General features: G+C 60.1%; 14 protein-coding genes. 11 read left to right on the forward strand and 3 right to left on the reverse strand.

Going from position 1 to position 17,496, the window contains the following annotated elements; genetic code table 11:
• The first annotated feature begins 15 nt into the window (after nucleotides 1–15).
• The 7 genes from MUN81_RS17245 to MUN81_RS17275 all read left to right on the forward strand — a co-directional run bounded on the left by MUN81_RS17245 (nucleotide 16) and on the right by MUN81_RS17275 (nucleotide 10,969).
• Nucleotides 16–1,197: an efflux RND transporter periplasmic adaptor subunit gene (locus MUN81_RS17245; RefSeq protein ID WP_245112660.1), complete on the forward strand. Its 1,182-nt coding sequence runs from the start codon at nucleotides 16–18 to the stop codon at nucleotides 1,195–1,197.
• Nucleotides 1,198–1,357: 160 nt separating this feature from the next.
• A complete protein-coding gene (locus tag MUN81_RS17250) occupies nucleotides 1,358–2,035 on the forward strand; it encodes a WbqC family protein (RefSeq protein ID WP_245112661.1) in 678 nt (225 codons plus the stop codon).
• A 180-nt stretch (nucleotides 2,036–2,215) separates the two neighbouring features.
• The gene (locus MUN81_RS17255) at nucleotides 2,216–4,828 is read left to right on the forward strand and encodes an ATP-dependent Clp protease ATP-binding subunit (protein WP_245112663.1); all 2,613 of its coding nucleotides are present in this window, start codon (nucleotides 2,216–2,218) and stop codon (nucleotides 4,826–4,828) included.
• A 143-nt stretch (nucleotides 4,829–4,971) separates the two neighbouring features.
• Nucleotides 4,972–7,116, forward strand: coding sequence for a S9 family peptidase (locus MUN81_RS17260; protein WP_245112665.1), 2,145 nt, complete (start codon nucleotides 4,972–4,974; stop codon nucleotides 7,114–7,116).
• 150 nt (nucleotides 7,117–7,266) lie between these two features.
• Nucleotides 7,267–8,835 carry an acyl-CoA carboxylase subunit beta gene (locus MUN81_RS17265; protein WP_245112667.1) on the forward strand — a complete coding sequence of 523 codons (1,569 nt, stop codon included), beginning with the start codon at nucleotides 7,267–7,269 and terminating at the stop codon, nucleotides 8,833–8,835.
• Between the two features lie 136 nt (nucleotides 8,836–8,971).
• Nucleotides 8,972–10,042, forward strand: a complete 1,071-nt coding sequence (locus MUN81_RS17270) for a M42 family metallopeptidase (RefSeq protein WP_245112668.1) — start codon at nucleotides 8,972–8,974, stop codon at nucleotides 10,040–10,042.
• Nucleotides 10,043–10,153: 111 nt separating this feature from the next.
• Nucleotides 10,154–10,969 (forward strand): helical backbone metal receptor, encoded by an 816-nt coding sequence (locus tag MUN81_RS17275; protein WP_348533143.1) that lies wholly within the window; start codon nucleotides 10,154–10,156, stop codon nucleotides 10,967–10,969.
• Here the strand turns inward: MUN81_RS17275 and MUN81_RS17280 are convergent.
• Nucleotides 10,953–12,194, reverse strand: coding sequence for a 3-phosphoshikimate 1-carboxyvinyltransferase (locus tag MUN81_RS17280; RefSeq protein WP_245112670.1), 1,242 nt, complete (start codon nucleotides 12,192–12,194; stop codon nucleotides 10,953–10,955). The two genes, MUN81_RS17275 and MUN81_RS17280, sit on opposite strands and share 17 nt — an antisense overlap.
• 94 nt (nucleotides 12,195–12,288) lie before the next feature.
• A complete protein-coding gene (gene aroB, locus MUN81_RS17285) occupies nucleotides 12,289–13,335 on the reverse strand; it encodes a 3-dehydroquinate synthase (protein ID WP_245112672.1) in 1,047 nt (348 codons plus the stop codon).
• A gap of 135 nt (nucleotides 13,336–13,470) precedes the next feature.
• On the opposite strand from aroB, the gene MUN81_RS17290 reads away from it, so the two are divergent.
• Together MUN81_RS17290 and MUN81_RS17295 are read left to right on the forward strand one after the other, a co-directional pair.
• Complete coding sequence (locus MUN81_RS17290; RefSeq protein ID WP_245112680.1) at nucleotides 13,471–13,902, forward strand: hypothetical protein; 432 nt, start codon at nucleotides 13,471–13,473, stop codon at nucleotides 13,900–13,902.
• 28 nt (nucleotides 13,903–13,930) lie between these two features.
• Nucleotides 13,931–14,362 carry a hypothetical protein gene (locus tag MUN81_RS17295; protein WP_245112682.1) on the forward strand — a complete coding sequence of 144 codons (432 nt, stop codon included), beginning with the start codon at nucleotides 13,931–13,933 and terminating at the stop codon, nucleotides 14,360–14,362.
• A gap of 3 nt (nucleotides 14,363–14,365) precedes the next feature.
• Here MUN81_RS17295 and MUN81_RS17300 read toward each other — a convergent pair whose 3' ends face one another.
• Complete coding sequence (locus tag MUN81_RS17300; RefSeq protein WP_245112684.1) at nucleotides 14,366–15,493, reverse strand: chorismate mutase; 1,128 nt, start codon at nucleotides 15,491–15,493, stop codon at nucleotides 14,366–14,368.
• 147 nt (nucleotides 15,494–15,640) lie between these two features.
• On the opposite strand from MUN81_RS17300, the gene MUN81_RS17305 reads away from it, so the two are divergent.
• Both MUN81_RS17305 and MUN81_RS17310 read left to right on the forward strand, forming a co-directional pair.
• Nucleotides 15,641–16,840: a proline dehydrogenase family protein gene (locus tag MUN81_RS17305; RefSeq protein WP_245112685.1), complete on the forward strand. Its 1,200-nt coding sequence runs from the start codon at nucleotides 15,641–15,643 to the stop codon at nucleotides 16,838–16,840.
• Between the two features lie 289 nt (nucleotides 16,841–17,129).
• On the forward strand, nucleotides 17,130–17,423 hold the full coding sequence (locus MUN81_RS17310) for a hypothetical protein (RefSeq protein ID WP_245112687.1): 294 nt from the start codon (nucleotides 17,130–17,132) through the stop codon (nucleotides 17,421–17,423).
• Nucleotides 17,424–17,496 lie beyond the last annotated feature (73 nt).

Consider the following 17,496-nt stretch of genomic DNA (forward strand, 5'->3'; position numbering starts at 1 on the left):
TTCTTGCAACTTCCCATGAAATACCTTCCCTTCCTCCTGCTTCTCCTCGCCGCCTGCGGCAAAAAAGCCGACGAAACCGCCGACAAGCCCGCCGCCGCCCCACCGCCCCGCGCGCCCAACGAAGTCTTCCTCAATAAAGCCCAGTTGCAGGCGGCCGGCATTGAGCTGGGCACTTTCACCCGTCGCGACCTTGGCACGGAGGTGCAGGCCACCGGCCAGATTGACGTGCCGCCGAACCACAAGGTGTCGGTTACAGCCATCATGGGCGGCTACGTGCAGCAGCTGCCCGTGCTGCCCGGTCAGTTCGTGCAGCGCGGTAGCGTGCTCGCCACCCTGCGCAATCCCGACTACCTCAAGCTCCAGCAGGATTACCTCCAGAGCCAGGCCCGCATCGTGTTTCTGAAGCAGGAAACCGCCCGCCAGCAAATTCTCAACGACGAGGACGTGGGCGCGCGCCGCAAGCTCCAACAGGCGGCCTCCGAACTGCGCACCGAACAGGCCGCGGCCGGCAGCCTCGCCGCCCAGCTCCGCCTCATCGGCCTGAAACCAGAGACGCTGAGCGCCACCAGCATCCGGCCCAGCGTGCCGCTCATCGCGCCCATCGGCGGCTACGTGAAAGCCGTGCTGGTGAATCCCGGCCAGTTCGTGAACCCGCAGGATGTGCTGATTGAGCTGGTCGACCGCTCCGACCTGCACCTAGAGCTGAAAGTTTTCGAGCGCGACATTGCCAAGGTGAAAGTGGGCCAAGACATCTTGTTCCGGGTGCCAGCCCAGGGCGCCAGCGCCCGCCCGCTGCCGGCTACCGTATTCCTCGTAGGCAAAGCCTTCGACGACGACGGCCGCACCGTGAGCGTACATGCCCACCTGCACGACACCGGCCCCGACGCCGCGGCCACCGCCGCCCTGCTACCCGGCCAATACGTCAGTGCCCGCATCCTCACCGGCCGCACCCCGCAGCGCACCCTGCCCGAAGACGCCCTCGTGCCCGGCGGCGAAGTCAGCTACGCCTATTACCGGGTGAAAATCGATGCCAAAGGCAGCACCTTCCGCCGCTTCAGCGTCCGCCCCGGCGCGACCGACCAGGGCCAGGTCGCCATCAGCCCGCTTGATAAGCTGAGCGACACCACGCATCTCGTGGTGAAAGGCTCGTATTTCTTGGACGCCGAGCGCAGCAAAGGGCAAGGCGGCGACGAGTAACGTCAAGATAGTTAATTAGAACGTCATGCCGAGCGCAGCCGAGGCATCTCGCGTGCAATAGTAAACCTTGGCATCGGGGATTACTATTGCACGCGAGATGCCTCGGCTGCGCTCGGCATGACGTTTTTTGTTTAGGTGCTCTAGCACCCACCATTGTATTATGCTTCTGCTCACCGAACTGCACTACTTCCCGCCGGCCGCGCTTTTCGCCGAACTGCAGCGGGCCGACGGCCTGCTCATCGAAGCCCGCGAGCACTACCGCAAGCAAACCTTTCGCAACCGCTGCCTCATTCGCACCGCACAGGGCGTGCAGCCGCTCACGGTGCCCGTCATCGACGGCAACCGGGCCGAAAAGGTGAGCGTGTCGGAAATTGAAATCGACTACCGGCAGAACTGGATTCACCGGCATTCGCGCACCCTGCAAACGGCCTACGGGAATAGTCCGTATTTTGAATATTATGCCGACTACCTGCACGATATTTACGTAGGTAAGCCTATCTTGCTTTTCGACCTGAACCTGCAATTTCTGCAGTTATTGCTCCGCTGTTTTCGACTGACCCTGCCCCTCCACCTCACCGCCGAATACCACGCTCACTACTCCGCGCAACCTTCTTCCGAGAATCTTGGTCTTGTAAATAGCCCGCCCGCCGCCGTCACCGACCGGCGCGACTGGCTGACACCCAAAGCGGCCTCCCGCCCCCCCGAACCTGACAGACCGGCAGCCCACACCCTGGTGCGGCCCTATCCGCAGGTGTTTGGCCCAGGTTTTGAGCCGGGCTTGAGTGTGCTGGACCTCTTGTTTTCGCAGGGACCAGCCGCCGGTGGTTTTTTACAATAAGTTGTTGCGAAATGCGGCAACCTGTAAATTTCCCCCGACGTTACCAGTAAAAGCTTGCGGGCCACCCCCCGGCCCGAACCTTCGCCCGAACCGGCTTGTTTTCAAGCTACATCGGCCCAACCCGTACTTCGTGTATTTGCCCGACGCGGGGCTGTCTGATTTTTCACTACGTTTATTGGCATGGAAGCTAAATTCTCAAACCGCGTCAAAGAGGTTATTTCCCTGAGCCGGGAGGAAGCCATCCGTCTCGGCCACGACTATATCGGTACCGAACACCTGCTCCTCGGCATGATTCGCGAAGCCGAAGGCACGGCCCTCGGGCTGCTGCGCAAGCTGGGCGTGAGCATCGACGAGCTCAAGTTCTCGCTCGAGCAGGCCACCCGCAACACCGCCACGCAGGGCACCAGCATCACCGGCTCGATTCCGCTCACCAAGCAGACCGAGAAGGTGCTGAAGATAACCTATTTGGAAGCCAAAATCTTCAAGTCCGAAATTATCGGCACCGAACACCTCCTGTTGTCTATCCTGCGGGACGAAGACAACATATCTTCCCAAATTCTTTCCAAGTTTAACGTGAACTACGAAACTGTGCGCGACTCGCTGGATTACCACGGTAATGCCGGCGCTGCTCCGCAAAACCGTACGCCCGACACCGACGACGACGACAACGACAAACTGTTTGGCTCGTCGGGCCCCGGCGGCCGCGGTGCGGGCACGGGTGCCGGTGCCAAGAAACCGGGCGAAAAATCGCGCACCCCGGTGCTCGACAATTTCGGCCGCGACCTTACCAAACTCGCTGAGGAAGACAAGCTCGACCCCATCGTGGGCCGCGAGAAAGAAATTGAGCGCGTAGCCCAGATTCTGAGCCGCCGCAAAAAGAACAACCCGATTCTCATCGGTGAGCCCGGCGTGGGTAAAACGGCCATCGCCGAAGGCCTCGCCCTGCGCATCATCCAGAAGAAGGTAAGCCGCGTGCTGTTCAACAAGCGCGTTGTGACCCTCGACCTCGCTTCGCTGGTGGCTGGTACTAAGTACCGCGGTCAGTTCGAAGAGCGCATGAAGGCCGTGATGAACGAGCTGGAGAAGTCACCCGACGTAATTCTGTTCATCGACGAGTTGCACACCATCGTGGGTGCCGGCGGTGCTTCGGGCTCGCTCGATGCCTCGAACATGTTCAAGCCAGCCTTGGCCCGCGGCGAGATTCAATGCATCGGCGCCACCACGCTGGACGAGTACCGTCAGTACATCGAGAAAGATGGCGCCCTGGCCCGTCGTTTCCAGATGGTGATGGTGGACCCCACCACGCCCGAGGAAACCATCGAAATCCTGCACAACATCAAGGACAAGTACCAGGACCACCACCACGTGGTGTACACCGATAAGGCCATTGAGCAGTGCGTGATGCTGTCGGACCGTTACATGTCGGACCGTTTCCTGCCGGACAAAGCCATTGATATTCTCGATGAGGCCGGTGCCCGCGTGCACATCAACAACATCGTGGTGCCTGAGGACATTCTCACGCTTGAAGAGCAGATTGAGAACATCAAAGGCGAGAAGAACCGCGTGGTGAAATCGCAGAAATACGAGGAAGCCGCCAAGCTCCGCGACACCGAGAAGAAGCTACTTGACCAACTCGAAACGGCCAAAAAATCGTGGGAGGAGGAAACCAAGAAGAAGCGCTACACGGTGAAAGAGGAGAACGTGGCCGAGGTTATCGCCATGATGACCGGCATCCCCGTTTCGCGCGTGGCCCAGAACGAAAGCCAGAAACTCCTCAACATGAACGAGGAACTGCAAGGCAAGGTAATTGGCCAGGACAAAGCCATCAAGCAATTGGTGAAAGCCATCCAGCGCACCCGCGTGGGCTTGAAGGACCCAAAGAAGCCCATCGGCTCGTTCGTGTTCCTCGGCCCAACTGGTGTGGGTAAGACGGAGCTGGCCAAGGTGCTCGCCACATACCTCTTTGACAAAGAAGATGCGCTGGTGCGTGTTGACATGTCGGAGTACATGGAGAAATTCAGCGTATCGCGCCTGGTGGGCGCGCCTCCCGGCTACGTGGGTTACGAAGAGGGCGGCCAGCTGACGGAGAAAATCCGCCGCAAGCCCTACTCGGTTATCCTGCTCGATGAGATTGAGAAGGCGCACCCGGACGTGTACAACCTGCTTCTGCAGGTGCTGGACGACGGTATCCTGACCGACGGCCTCGGCCGCAAGGTGGACTTCCGCAACACCATCATCATCATGACCTCGAACATCGGGGCGCGTGACCTGCAGGACTTCGGCGCCGGCATCGGCTTCGGCACCAAGGCACGTCAGGAGAACATGGACGAGATTACGAAGGGCACCATCACCAATGCTCTGAAGAAGACCTTCTCGCCCGAGTTCCTCAACCGTTTGGATGACGTTATTGTCTTCAACTCGCTGGAGAAAAAGGATATTCACAAAATCATCGACATCAGCCTTAGCAAGCTCCTCTCGCGGGTGCAGGCTCTGGGCTACCGTGTTGAGTTGACGGAAGCCGCCAAGGACTTCGTGGCCGACAAAGGGTACGACCCCAAGTACGGTGCCCGTCCGCTGAACCGTGCCATCCAGAAGTACATCGAAGACCCGATTGCGGAGGAAATCCTCAAGGCTCAGGTGGTGCACGGCGACGTGATTACCGCCGACTACACCGAAGGCGCCGAGGAACTGACCTTCTCGGTGAGCAAGAGCGGCGAGGCGCAGAACCTCGCCAGCGACGAGCGCCCGGCCGAAACGCCGGAGGCTCCAGATGCGGATGACAAAAAGAAGTAAGATTGTTGCATCAGCCTTGGCTCGTGCCAATTAGAGTAAGCCGGTTCCAGCAATGGAGCCGGCTTTTTTTATTTCGGTTATTCTATATTAGACGTTGGTTTTACCACAATTAAGGGGTTTTTAGCACTCTTATCTCTCTTATTATGAAATTTCTACGCAGAGCGGCCCTGACGGGCGCTGGCGCGGCAATGGCCGGAGCAGCAATGGCCCAATCAGCCCCGGTTGCTCCCCTCAAGCCAAAGGTGTTCACCGATTTTGGCATCACGCGCACCGACAATTACTACTGGCTGAACCAGCCTTCCGACCCGGCGGTGCTGAAATACCTGAATGCCGAAAACGCCTATTATGACCAGCAGATGGCCGGCGCCAAGGAAACCCAGAAAAAACTGGCCCAGGAAATCAAGAACCGCATCAAGCAGGAAGATTCTTCCGAACCCTATCGAGACAACGACTACTACTATTACACGCGCTACGAATTCGCGTCGGAGTATCCCATCTACTGCCGGAAGAAAGGCAGCCTGATTGCCACCGAGGAAGTGCTGTTGAACGGCGACGAAATGGGTACCGGCCGGCCCTACTTCCAGATTGGCGACTGGGCCGTGAGCGACAACAATCAGTTGCTGGCTTTTTCGGTCGACACCGTGAGCCGCCGCCTCTACACGCTGCGGTTCAAGAACCTGGCCACGGGAAAGGATTACCCCGAGCGCATTCCCAACACCAGCGGCGAAGTGGTGTGGGCGGCCGACAACAAAACCGTGTTGTATGTGCGCAAGGACGTGAAAACGCTCCTGCCCTACCAGGTGTACCGCCACACGCTGGGCACCGACCCCAAGACGGATTCCTTCGTGTACGAGGAGAAGGACAACACTTTTAATGTGTCCATCAACCGGTCCAAATCGCGCAAATACATTGGCATTGAGCTGCACAGCTCGCTGTCGTCGGAGTACCGCTACCTGGAAGCCAACGCGCCCACGGCCCAGCCCAAGGTGTTTCAAAAGCGCGAGCCCGACCACCTGTATCAGGTAGAGCACCTGGGCGACAAGTTCTACGTGCGCACCAACTGGCAGGCGCCCAACTACCGCCTGATGGTGACGCCCATAGCCACGACCAGCAAGGCCACCTGGACCGATGCCCTGCCCCGCAATCCCGTCATCTTCCTCGACAACTTTGACGTGTTTAAGGAATACCTGGTGCTGAATGAGCGCAAAGGCGGCCTGCGCCAGCTGCGCGTGGTGAGCCTCAAAGACAAGCAGGAGCACCACATCCCCTTCGACGAAGCCGCTTACACCGCCACCATTGGCGTGAACCGCGAAATTGACACGCCGCTGCTGCGCTACAACTATACCTCGCTCACCACGCCGCCGTCCATTTACGAGTACGACATGAGCACGCGCACCGGCACCCTGCTGAAAGAGCAGCCGGTGCTGGGCAACTACAACAAGTTCGACTACGTGACGGAGCGCGTGTTTGTGAAGTCGCGCGACAACAAGTTCATTCCCATGTCCATCGTGTACAAGAAGGGCACGAAGCTGGACGGGAGCGCGCCCCTGCTGCAATACGCCTACGGCTCCTACGGCTTCTCGCAGGACCCCACTTTCAGCGCGGCCCGGCTGAGCCTGCTTAACCGGGGCTTCGTGTACGCGCTATGCAACATCCGCGGCGGGCAGGAGATGGGCCGGCAGTGGTTTGAGGACGGCCGGATGGGCCACAAAATCAACAGCTTCAACGATTTCATTGACTGCTCCGAATACCTCACCAAGCCGCGCGAGGTGCAGGTGGGCGCCACCAAGCTGAAACAGCAGCTTACCTCGCCCGCCGCGCTATTTGCCATGGGCGGCAGCGCCGGCGGCCTGCTCATGGGCGCCGTGGTGAACATGCGGCCCGACCTGTACAAGGGCGTCATTGCCGCCGTGCCGTTTGTGGACGTCGTCACGACGATGTCGGACCCCAGCATTCCGCTCACCACCAGCGAGTACGACCAGTGGGGCAACCCCGCCAACGAGGAGGAGTTCAAGTACATGCTGTCGTACTCGCCCTACGACAACGTGAAAAAGCAGGCCTACCCGAACATGCTCGTCACCACCGGCCTGCACGACTCGCAGGTGCAGTACTACGAGCCGGCCAAGTGGGTGGCCAAGCTGCGCGCCCTGAAAACCGACAAGAACCTGCTCTTGTTGCACACCGACATGGCGGCGGGCCACGGCGGGGCCTCGGGCCGCTTCAAGTCCATTGACGACACCGCGCGGCAGTACGCGTTTATGCTGCTGCTGCTGGGCAAGAACATTTAGCAACAGGGAATCAAAAAGAACGTCATGCTGAGCGGTGCTTCGATTTCGCTTGGCATGACGTTCTTTTTCTGACTTCCATAATCTACCCATAACCTACCTTTGGCATCCCATTCCCGCGCACACTTCCCACCCGCGCGCTTAGCCCTACTCATGCCCGACCCGCACGCCCACGCCCACCTTTCGAAAACCGAACTACTGGCCCGCAAAAACGAAGAAGCACTTCTCGGCGGCGGCCAGGCCCGTATCGACGCTCAGCACAAAAAAGGCAAACTCAGCGCCCGCGAACGGATTGATTTGCTGCTGGACGAAGGCTCTTTCGAAGAAATCGGCAAGTTTGTGATGCACCGGGCCAAAGACTTTGGCCTCGACAAAGAGCACTACCTCGGCGACGGCGTGGTGACCGGCTACGGGACCGTAAACGGCCGTCTGGTGTACGTTTTCTCGCAGGATTTCACGGTGTTTGGCGGCTCGCTCAGCGAAACCCACGCCGAGAAAATCGTCAAAATCATGGACCTGGCCATGAAGAACGGTGCGCCCGTCATCGGCCTCAACGACTCGGGCGGCGCCCGCATTCAGGAAGGCGTGGTGAGCCTCGGTGGCTACGCCGACATTTTTTATAAGAATACCCTGGCCTCGGGTGTGGTGCCGCAGTTGTCGGCCATCATGGGGCCGTGCGCGGGCGGCGCGGTGTACTCGCCGGCCATCACCGATTTCATCCTGATGGTGGAACACACGAGTTACATGTTCGTGACCGGCCCTAACGTGGTGAAAACCGTGACCCACGAGAATGTGACCAGCGAGGAACTCGGCGGCGCCAGCACGCATTCGGCCAAAAGCGGCGTCACGCACTTCTCGTGCGCCAACGAAGTGGTGGCCATCAACCACATCAAGCAGCTGCTGAGCTACATGCCGCAGAACTGCGAAGAAACGGCCCCCGCTCAGCCCTACGAAGCGGCCGGCGACGAAAGCCGCCCGGTCCTCGACAACCTCATCCCGGAGAATGCCAACCAACCCTACGACATGCGCGAAGTGGTGGAAGGAATCATTGACGAGGGCTCTTTCCTTGAAGTGCACCAGAATTTCGCCGAGAATATTGTGGTAGGCTTCGCTCGCCTAGCGGGCCGCAGCATTGGCATTGTGGGCAACCAGCCGGCCGTGCTGGCCGGTGTGCTCGACATCAACGCCAGCACCAAGGCTGCCCGGTTCGTACGCTTCTGCGACTCGTTCAACATCCCGTTGCTGGTGCTCGAAGACGTGCCCGGCTTCCTGCCCGGCACCGACCAGGAGTGGCGCGGCATCATCACCAACGGCGCCAAGCTGCTTTATGCTTTCTGCGAAGCTACCGTGCCGCGCATCACCGTCATTACCCGCAAAGCGTATGGTGGAGCGTATGATGTGATGAACTCCAAGCACATCGGCGCCGACATGAACTACGCTTGGCCCACCGCTGAAATTGCGGTGATGGGCGCTAAAGGCGCGGCCGAAATCATCTTCAAGCGCGAAATTGCCGCCGCCGAAAACCCCGAAGCCAAGCTGCAGGAAAAGGTGGACGAGTACCAGGAGAAATTCGCCACGCCCTACCGCGCCGCTCACCGCGGCTTCGTGGACGAGGTGATTCTGCCCTCGCAGACACGTCAGAAATTGATTCGCGCGTTCAAGATGTTAGAAAACAAAGTGGACGTGTTGCCGCGCAAAAAACACGGAAACATTCCGCTGTAATGCTACTTTCTTTGAACGTCATGTTGAGCGCAGTCTAAGCACCGCTCCTGCAATACCAGAATTGAGTTAGTTGCGCGGTGGAGATGCTTCGGCTGCGCTCAGCATGACGTTCTTCCATCCCATATTCCGTGCTACCATGCGTCCTGAGTCCTTCGAGTTTCTTCAGAACTACCTCAACAACCCCTCCCCCACCGGCTTCGAAAAAGAAGGCCAAAAACTGTGGTTGGAATACCTCAAGCCCTACATCGACGAGTATTTCGTGGATACCTACGGCACCGTAGTGGGCGTCATTAATCCCGACGCGAAATACAAAGTCGTCATCGAAGCGCACGCCGATGAGATTTCCTATTTCGTGAACTACATCACCAAGGAAGGCTACCTGTACCTGCGCCGCAACGGCGGTTCCGACCCGCTGGTGGCGCCTAGCAAGCGTGTGAATATTTTTGGCGAGAAGGGCATCGTGAAAGGCATTTTCGGCTGGCCCGCTATTCACGTGCGCAAGGTGGAACAGGACAAAGCGCCGACCATCGAAACCGTTTTTCTGGACTGCGGCGCGAGCAGCGCCGACGAAGTGGCCGAAATGGGCATTCACGTGGGCTCGGTGGTGACGTTTGAGGACGAATTCACGGTGCTCAACGACAAGTTTTACGTGGGCCGCGCCCTCGACAACCGCGTGGGCGGCTTCATGATTGCCGAGGTGGCCCGCATGCTGAAGGAGAACGACAAAAAGTTGCCCTTCGGCCTCTACATCGTGAATGCGGTGCAGGAGGAAATTGGCCTGCGCGGCGCCGAGATGGTGGCGCACCGCATCAATCCCGACGTGGCCATCATCACCGACGTGACCCACGACAGCCAGTCGCCGATGTACGAGAAGAAGACGGCCGGCGACATCAGTTGCGGCAAAGGACCGGTGATTACCTACGGCCCGGCCGTGCAAAACAACCTGCGCGACCTCATCATTGACACGGCCAAGCAGGCCGATATTCCCTTCCAGCGCGCCGCCGCCACCCGCGCTACCGGCACCGACACCGATGCCTTTGCTTATTCCGGCTCCGGCGTAGCTTCGGCCCTGATTTCGCTGCCTCTCAAATACATGCACACCACGGTAGAGACCGTGCACAAAGACGACGTGGAGAGCGTGACGCGCCTGATTTACGAGACGCTGCTGCGCATTGAGGACGGGCACGATTTCCGGTACTTTAATTAAGTTTTAGAAACCCTTTGTCATCCTGAGCGCAGCGAAGGACCTTATCACGTTCGGAATCCAAACGCGATAAGGTCCTTCGCTGCGCTCAGGATGACATTTTTTTGAATCAACGTGGAACTGCCAACTATTCCGTCCCTCCCGCTGAATGTCACCGACCACATGGGTCGGCAAGTGGCAGTGCCGTTTCCGCCGCGCCGCATTGTGTCGCTGGTGCCGTCGCAAACGGAATTACTATTTGATTTGGGACTAGGCGACAAGGTAGTGGGTGTAACTAAATTCTGTATTCACCCGGCTGAGGCGCGCACGCAGGCAACGGTAATTGGCGGCACGAAGAACTTTGATTTTGAAAAAATAGCCGCGCTTCGACCCGATTTAATTATCGGCAACAAGGAAGAAAACTATCAGGACGGCATCGAGCACTTGGCTGCCACGCATACCGTATGGCTGAGCGACATCAGCAACCTACCGGAAGCGCTGGACATGATTCGCCGCGTCGGCTTTATCGCGGGCGCCAAGGAAAAAGCCGACGCGTTGGCCGCCGAAATTGAAACCTCTTTTGCAGGATTAGCAGCGGCTGTGAGTGAGGCCGAAAAGCCGCCTGTTTCTGCTGCCTACTTCATCTGGCGCAAGCCTTATATGGTGGCTGCAACGGGCACATTTATCGACGACATGTTGCGCCGGGCGGGCTTTGCCAACGCATTCGCAACCCACTCTCGCTACCCCGAAATCAGTGCTGAGCAACTAGCAAAGGTGGCACCGCAACGCATCCTGCTTTCGTCCGAGCCCTACCCCTTCGGCGCCAAGCACGTAGCCGAATTTCAGGCAATGTGCCCGGGTGCCAAAATCGACATTGTCGACGGCGAATTGTTCAGCTGGTATGGCAGCCGGCTGCGCAAATCAGCGGAATATTTTAGTCAGCTTCGGTAGTTACGAAGCCGCTTTTCGCCAATTCCTTCCAGAATCGTGGGTACGACTTTTTAACCACGCTTGGCGCCTCAACGGCGAGCGGGCCACGCAGCGCCAGCGGCGCAAAGGCCATGGCCATGCGGTGGTCATGGTAAGTCGCCACAGACTGGCCACGTACCGCAAATCCACTCGACTCGGCCCGGAACCGGCCCTCGCCCAGGTCACGCAGGCCGCCGCCAAATTTGGCTAACTCGGTTTGTAAGGCCGCAATGCGGTCGGTTTCCTTGATGCGCAGGCTTTCCAGGCCGGTCATTTCCACGGGCTGGTTGAGGGCGGCAGCCACTACGGCAATGGTCTGGGCCAGGTCCGGGCAGTCGGTAAAATCCAGGGTCAGCGGTTCGGTGTTCGCCGAAACGGCGTGCTGCTGCAAGTGCACTGCATCGGCCAGAAAAGTGGTTTTCACGCCGAAATGCGTCATCATTGCCGCAATGGCCTGGTCGCCCTGCAGCGATTCCCGGCGCAGCCAGGGCAGGGTGATTTCGGAGCCGGCCGGAGCCAACGCCACCATGGCATACCAGTAGCTGGCGGCCGACCAGTCCGATTCTACGGTGTAGTCGGTGGCCTGATAGGGTTGCGGGAGCACGGTCAACACGTTGCCCTCGGCCGAATAGCGGGCGCCAAACCGCTGCATGAGCGCGGCCGTCATGTCGATGTAGGGGCGCGAGCCGACGTGGCCCGTCAGCTCCAGGCGCAGGCCGCCGAGCAGGTAGGGCCCCACCATCAGCAGCGCGGAAATGTATTGGCTGCTGATGTCGCCGCGCACGGCCAGGCGGGTGGGCTCGTCATCAGCTTTAGCCGCAAAGCCTTCGATTTGCAGCGGTGGATAGCCCTCTTGGTTTTCATACGAAATGCTGGCGCCGGCCTGGCGCAGGGCTTCTACCAGCACGCCAATGGGCCGCTCTTGCATGCGTGCCGTGCCCGTGAGGCGGCCGCGCCAGTTGGTCACGCTCAGGTAAGCCGTGAGGAAGCGCATGACGGTGCCGGCGTCTTCGGCGCTGAGCTCGGCAGTGCCCGGCGCGGCGGCCAGCAGGCGCTGCATGAGTTGCGTATCGTGGGCATCGGACAGGTTTCCGATGGTGCCCCCACCGGCCAGGGCTTGCAGGATGAGGGCGCGGTTGGCTTCGCTCTTGGAAGCCGGAAGGTGAGCGGTGCCGCGCAGCGGGCCGCCGGGCCAGGATAAGTGCATATATATCGTGCGGGCTTCGGCCCGCCGTGAGAAACAGAGGCGGAGCTCCGCGCAAAAGCGTGATTGAAATAGGGCTTGCCGAACGGCGGTCGGGCTACGACTGCAAGCGGTGATAATACCGCAGCGACTCGGCGATTTCGTCCACCGTCACGGGCTGGTCGAATACGCCGTGGCCGATACCCTTGAGCATGGTGCAGTTGATGGTGGCGCCCGCATTTTTCTTGTCCTGCAGGGCAAACTCGGCAATGGCCGCCGTTTCCATCAGCACGAAGGAAAGTTTGTCGAACACCGAAAACACGAAGGTTTCGGTTTTGTCCAGCTCCTCGGCACTCAGCAGGCCGCGCTGCACCGAGAGCCAGCTTTCGCACACCATGCCCGCGGCCACCGCCTCGCCGTGCAGGGCCTCGCGGCCGGGCTGCAGCAGCAGGTAGCTCTCGATGGCGTGGCCCACGGTGTGGCCGAAGTTGAGCAGCTTGCGCGGGCCGCTTTCGAGCGGGTCCTGGGCCACGATGCGCTGCTTGAGCGCCACCGACTCGCGGATGATGCCGGTCCAGTCGTCGGTGAGCCAGCCCAGGCGGCGGTTGAGGTCGAAGGCGTGGGCATCGGCAATAAGCCAGTGCTTGATGACCTCGGCGTAGCCAGACTTGAGCTGGCGCGGGTCGAGGGTTTGCAGAAACCGGGGCTCGATGAACACGGCGGCCGGCGCCTGAAACACGCCCAACTGGTTTTTGTAGCCCTGAAAGTCGACACCGGTTTTGCCGCCCACGCTGGCGTCGACCTGCGCCAGCAGCGTAGTGGGCACCTGCACGAAGCGGATGCCGCGCTTGTAGAGCGCCGCCGCAAAGCCGCCCAGGTCCGTGACCACCCCGCCACCCAGGTTCACCAGCACAGCGTGGCGGTCGGCGCGCTGCTCGGTGAGCTGGCTCCACACGGTTTCGCAACTGCTCAGGGTTTTATATTCTTCGCCGGCCGGAATGTCGATGAGGCAATAATTGGCTGGCAGGTGCGGTTCGAGCAACGGCAGGCATTGCCGCGCCGTGTTGCCGTCGACCAGCACAAATACGCGGCTGACAGCCGGACGGTAAAGAAATTCGGCCAAAGCCGGCAGGGCCTCGGGCCCGATGATGACGGAACTATCCATGGGGCAAAAGTCAGGATAAATTTTTCAGGGAATTCGCCGGGAGCCGAGCAACCATTCGGGCCTGGCCCCGGTCAGAGCGATAACGGGCGCCCCGGCCGCCCGTTGGCTTTTCTCACTTGCTTTCTGCGTTCTGCTATGAAACGGATTTCTCACGCTCTTCTTTTTGCATTGCTGGCCTTGGGCTGGCTGGCGGCCGGCTGCTCCAAAGGCGCGGTATCGCCCGAAGACGCCCAAGCCAACCTGTTGGTAGGCCACTGGGTGCTCACCCAAACCGACGGCGGCCTGTCGGGCCACGTCACGCCCGCCGACCCGGCCCGGCAGCAGGGAATCATTTTCGGCTCCGATAAGCAGGTTTCCTTTCTGCTAAACGGAGCCGTGACCGGCAAGACCACCTATTCGCTGTTTCAGGCCAATTCTTACGTCAACCGCCGGCCCCAGACCTTCCTGAGCTACGGTGCCCGCACCGGCAGCGAAAAGGAGTTCATCGAGCGCGTGTCGGCCACCGAGCTGGTGATTGTGGAAGACTACGCCGACGGCCGCGGCTATTACTACCAACGCCGCCCCTAGCGCCCTTTGCGCCCAATTGCCATTTGGTATGAGACTCTCCTTGCACGCCTGCCTGCTCATGGCGGCGCTGGCGGGCTTCGGCCTGCTGAGCTGCGACACTTCCGACGACGCCACGCCCGCGGTGATGGGCACCGGCTTGCCCGGCACCTGGCAGCTCACCAAGCTCGAATGCGAATGCCTGCCCAGCGTGCCCGCCGAAACCGCGGAATTCACCGACAGCACCTTTGCCGTGTACGGCGGTAACGGCCAGCTCACAGCGCGCGGCAGCTACGTGGCCGTGCCGGGCATCATCACCTGTGGCCTCTCCAACAATTCGACGCCCGGCCTGCGCTTCACCGAGAAGCTAACCGCGCCGTTTTTCCGGCACGACGCCCAGGTTTCGGTACAGGGCAATACGCTGGTGCTCGACTACGGCCTGCCCTGCGATGCGCCGCGCAAAACCTACCGGCGCATCCGCTAGCGGCTACAAGCCCGGCCCGTGGTGCTGCACGCCGTCTACCTGCGGGCGGCCGTTGAGCACCTCGGTTTGCTTGCGAATGCTCTCGATGTGAATAAGCTTGTAGAGCTCGGCCACAAACTTGTCGTTCACGTTTAGCTTGCCGGCCCACTCGGTGCGGGTATTGAAAATTTCCTGCCAGCGGTCGAATTGCAGGATTTTCACGTTGTTTTCCTTCTTGTATTCGGCCAACTCTTCCACCAAAGCCATGCGGCGGGCCAGGGCTTCCACTATTTCGCGGTCGGCCACGTCCATCTTCAGGCGCAGTTCCTCGGCTTTGTTGAGGTATTCGGCGTTGTTGGAAGAGCGGTAGCGGTATTTCAGCTCGCTCAGGATTTCGCCCAGGCGCGCGGGCGTCACCTGCTGCTCGGCGTCGCTCAGGGCGTGGTCCGGGTCGGGGTGGGTTTCGATGATAAGGCCGTCGTAATCGAGGTCGAGGGCTTTTTGGGCGATGGGCAGCAGCAAGTCACGCCGGCCGCCGATGTGGCTGGGGTCGCAAATGAGCGGAATGTGCGGGAAGCGCGTTTTCAGCTCAATGGGCAAAATCCAGGTGGGCGCGTTGCGGTAGCGGCTGGGCGCAAACGTGCTGAACCCGCGGTGAATGGCCGCCAGGTCCTTGATGCCAGCCCGCTCCAGGCGCTCCAGGGCGCCGGCCCAGAGGGCCACGTCGGGGTTCACGGGGTTTTTCACCATCACGGGCACGCCGGTGCCGGCCAGGGCGTCGGCCAACTCCTGTACCGCGAAAGGGTTGACGGTGGTGCGCGCTCCAATCCAGAGCACGTCGATGCCATGAGCCAGGGCTTCTTCCACGTGGCGCGGCGTGGCCACTTCAATGGTGGTCGGAATGCCGGTTTCGGCCTTCACGCGCTGCAGCCAAGGCAGCGCCACCACGCCCATGCCCTCAAACGAGCCCGGCCGGGTGCGCGGCTTCCAGATGCCAGCCCGAAACAGGTCGATGTTGCCGAGCGCCTTGAGGCCGTGGGCGGTGGCCAGCACCTGCTCTTCGGTTTCGGCCGAGCACGGCCCGGCGATGAGAATGGGCTGGCCCTTTTGGGCCAACAGGCGGGTGAAGAACGTATTAGAGTCGGAGGGCATCAGAACGGGGCCAGATGAAGGAAATTTGTGGCCAGACGCCGCAAATTCCAACAAACGTAACTCGTTTCTCCCGAACGTTGTTTACCGGCTACCTTCGTTCACTGGCTCGCCGCTGCCCCAATTCCCACCGCTTTATTTCCCTGCCTCATGTCGCCCGACGCCCCCACTCAAGCCCCGCCGATTTCCTTCGAAGACACCCGCGTGGCGTTTGCCTCCAAGTCCGACGCCCAGCTGCGCAAAGTCTACACCCTGTTTGCGGCCATGAACAACGGCAGCCTCGTGAAAACCGGTAGCGGCCTCATGAAAACGGCCCTGAAATGGGGCATACCCGGCACCAAGTTCCTCATCAAGCACAGCATTTTTGAGCAGTTCTGCGGCGGCGAAACCATTGCCGAGTGCCGCCCCGTCACGGCCGAGCTGGGCAAATACAACATCGGCACCATCCTCGACTACTCGGTGGAGGGCGAAGGCAGCGACGCCAGCTACGACCACACCCGCGACGAAATCCTTGCCACCATCGACGAGGCCCACCGCTCCAAGCACATTCCGTTCTCGGTGTTCAAAGTAACCGGCGTGGCCAACGTGGCCATTCTGGAGAAAATTCAGGCCGGCAAGCTGCTCACGGCCGCGGAAGAAGCCGCCCACGCCCGCGCCGTGGCCCGCGTGGACGCCCTGTGCGCCCGCGCCCACCAGCACGGCGTGCGCATCTTCGTCGACGCCGAGGAAAGCTGGTTCCAGCACACCATCGACCTGCTGGCCTACGATATGATGGCCAAATACAACCGCGAAACGGCCATTGTCTGGAACACCTACCAGCTCTACCGCCACGACCGCCTCGATGCCCTGAAAGCTGCCCACGACGCCGCGGCCGAGGCCGGCTACTACATCGGGGCCAAGCTGGTGCGCGGCGCCTACATGGAAAAGGAAGCCCGCGTGGCCAAGCAGCGCGGTTACCAAAACCCCATCAACCCCACCAAAAACGCCACCGACGCCCTTTACGACGAGGCGTTGCGCTATTGCATCGAGCACATCGACCGCATCAGCATCTGCGCCGGCACCCATAATGAGGCCAGCTCGCTGCTGCTCACTCAGCTCATGCAGCAAGCCGGCCTGGCACCCAACGACCCGCGCGTGTGGTTTGCTCAGCTCTACGGCATGAGCGACAACCTCACCTACAACCTAGCCAACGCCGGCTACAACACGGCCAAGTACCTGCCCTATGGTCCGGTGGCCGCCGTGATGCCCTACCTGCTGCGCCGGGCCGATGAGAACACCGCCATTGCGGGCCAGAGCAGCCGCGAGTTTCTGCTCATTCAGAAAGAAATCCGTCGGCGGCGCGGACGATAAATTCGGCGGCAAAACGTCGGCTTTCGCCGGTCAGATAGGCTCTCGACGGAGCCGTTGGGCGATTGCGCAGCATTTTCGGAACGATTGTGGTATGGGCCGACCCCGCGGGGCCGAAAATTAGCACCTGCAAGCACTGCTATATGTAGTGCCGGGCAGTTAATATTCGCTAATTTTCAGCCCCCAAAACGGTTTTTTGTTCATTCAAAGCCCTATCATGATTGGTCGCATTCGCACGTATTTAATTCGCTATTCCCGGCTGCAAACCGGAACCGTAAGCTACCTCACGCTGGTGCAGGAAGCCGAATTGGGGTTAAATCTTGATATTTCTCACGAAAAATCCCGGCTCAATGAAATGCTGGCCGAAATCTCGGCCGCCGAGCACGAAGAAGGGCGCCCGCCACTGAGCTGCCTGGTGAAAGTGCAAGGCTCTAAAGGCCAGGGCGACAACTTCTACAAGCTCTGCGAAAAGATGGGCATGGGCGAGTGGCGCAGCCTGAAGCAGGATGAGAATTTTTTGAAAAATCTCATCAAAGAATGCCGGGATTTTTGGCGCGACGAAGCCAACTTTCAGCAGTTCGCGTAACGCGCACGCAAAGCCTTAGTAGGCGCAAGTGAGCGCGGTTGGGCTGGTGCTTAAGCAGGAAAAGTTGGAAAAC

The organism is Hymenobacter sp. 5317J-9 (assembly GCF_022921075.1).
Taxonomy (GTDB): domain Bacteria; phylum Bacteroidota; class Bacteroidia; order Cytophagales; family Hymenobacteraceae; genus Hymenobacter.